The organism is Collinsella sp. HCP28S3_E9, from assembly GCF_052065455.1.
Lineage (GTDB): Bacteria > Actinomycetota > Coriobacteriia > Coriobacteriales > Coriobacteriaceae > Collinsella.
Map to the genome: position 1 here is coordinate 1 of NZ_JBQHTZ010000034.1, position 1,929 is coordinate 1,929.

The 1,929-nt window shown below is 54.1% G+C and carries 3 protein-coding genes; all 3 read right to left on the reverse strand.

Annotated elements, in window-relative coordinates; genetic code table 11:
- Nucleotides 1-366: 366 nt before the first annotated feature.
- The 3 genes from rplT to infC are packed head-to-tail and all read right to left on the reverse strand — an operon-like array spanning nt 367 to nt 1,566.
- Complete coding sequence (gene rplT / locus ACTNA2_RS09010; protein WP_006234421.1) at nt 367-726, reverse strand: 50S ribosomal protein L20; 360 nt, start codon at nt 724-726, stop codon at nt 367-369.
- Nucleotides 727-772: 46 nt separating this feature from the next.
- On the reverse strand, nt 773-964 hold the full coding sequence (gene rpmI, locus ACTNA2_RS09015) for a 50S ribosomal protein L35 (RefSeq protein ID WP_006234422.1): 192 nt from the start codon (nt 962-964) through the stop codon (nt 773-775).
- Between the two features lie 32 nt (nt 965-996).
- Entirely contained in the window at nt 997-1,566 is a 570-nt protein-coding gene (infC, locus tag ACTNA2_RS09020; RefSeq protein WP_006234423.1) for a translation initiation factor IF-3, read from the reverse strand.
- Nucleotides 1,567-1,929 lie beyond the last annotated feature (363 nt).

The following is a 1,929-nucleotide window of genomic DNA, read 5'->3' on the forward strand; positions in this document are numbered from 1 at the left end:
GCGACACACCTGGTGTGTCCATCCTCGCAGTATCCGGTTCTCAAGGTGCACGCCCTCGCGGTCCATCCGGTCCGACCGGGCCGCGCGGCAAGGAGATATATTGCCAGACCGCGAAGCGATGTGGGACGTCAATTCCACTCTTCATAAGTCCTACATAATATATCGCTTTCTATATAAGTAATAGAAAGGCTGGTGCAGAAATACTGCACGTATCAGATGATGACCCTTCGGTTAAGAGATATATAAAGATCGGTCACCTGTAAGTGTCTATCTACCCGCGCTTTTGCTATATAAACCAGCGCCTTAGATAAAAAGAGGGAGCGCCGCGCACAGCGCGACACTCCCCTAGCGATTCAAGAGAATCAATTAGGCCTCGAGAGCCTTCTTGGCGATGGTAGCCAGCTCGTTGAAAGACTCGATGTCCTCGTAAGCCATCTGAGCCAGGACCTTGCGGTCGAGCTCGATGCCGGCGACCTTCAGGCCGTGCATGAACTGAGAGTAAGAGATGTCGTTCAGGCGAGCAGCAGCGTTGATACGGGTGATCCAGAGAGAGCGAATCTCGCGCTTCTTATTGCGGCGGTCACGGTACTGATACTGCAGAGAGTGCTGGACCTGCTCTTTAGCATGCTTGTAAGTACGCGAAGCGGCACCGTAGTAACCCTTCGCACGGTGCATAACGGTACGGCGCTTCTTCTTGGCGGCAACAGCGCGCTTAATACGTGCCATGTTCTATCAACTCCTAGACGGTTAAACGAAAAACGGGAACGCTAACTTAGGCGAGACGCGACTTGATGACCTTGCGGTCGGCAGCGGCGATCTCGGTCTCCTGACGGAAGCCACGCTTACGCTTGGTGGACTTCTTGCTCAGGATGTGGCTCTTGAAAGCCTTGGCGCGCATAAGCTTGCCGGTACCAGTCTTGCGGAAACGCTTCTTGGTGCCGCTGTGGGACTTCATCTTAGGCATGAAATACTCCTTAATCGGTTACAGAACACTAGTTACTTAGTATCACTTGCCGCTTTATCCTCATCAAAGGCGCCCTTAATTGGGGCGAGCAGCATAAGCATGTTACGGCCTTCCATCTTAGGCTTGGACTCGACCGTAGCGTAAGGCTTAAGATCCTCGGCGAGACGCTCGAGAACGTTAAGACCCTGCTCCGGGTGAGCCATCTCACGGCCGCGGAACATGATGGTGATCTTAACGCGTGCGCCCTTCTTGAGGAAACGCAGAACGTGGCCCTTCTTGGTCTCGTAGTCGCCAACGTCGATCTTGGGTCGGAACTTCATTTCCTTAACCTCGACCTTGGACTGGTTCTTACGAGCAGCCTTGGCCTTCATGGCCTGCTGGTACTTGAACTTACCGTAGTCCATGACCTTGCAGACCGGCGGCTCCGCGTTGGGAGCGATCTCGACAAGGTCGAGACCCTGATCGTCGGCGACGCGCTGGGCATCGCGGATGGCGAACAGGCCGAGCTGAGAGCCATCGACGCCAATCAAACGGCACGAAGATGCAGTGATCTCGTCGTTGATGCGGGTGTCATCAGACTTAGCTATTTTCCCTACCTCCATTCATAAAAAAATAACCCGGCGCTTTTTTGCAACCAGGTCGTACACATAGACATCCTCGATATGAGGAAGAGAATCTAAGTTGTATGACCAGTCAGCTGCTCATTGGCGCCAAAAGGTGGGAACCCTCGGGTTCCTCTTTAGGGCATTGCGGAAACAACGCCTTGGCGATAATAACACGTACCGCTCGTTATCACATTACGTACACGAAAAAGGGGGCCTTAACCCCCTTGAACGCTCTTTTGCATGTATGGTGCCCGAGGCGAGACTCGAAGGGCCTTCGCTTCGCGAAGCCCCGGGCTTCGGGCGCATGGCGCCCTCGCCACGCTCCGCTACAAACAGGCCACAGGCCTGTTTGCTTAACGC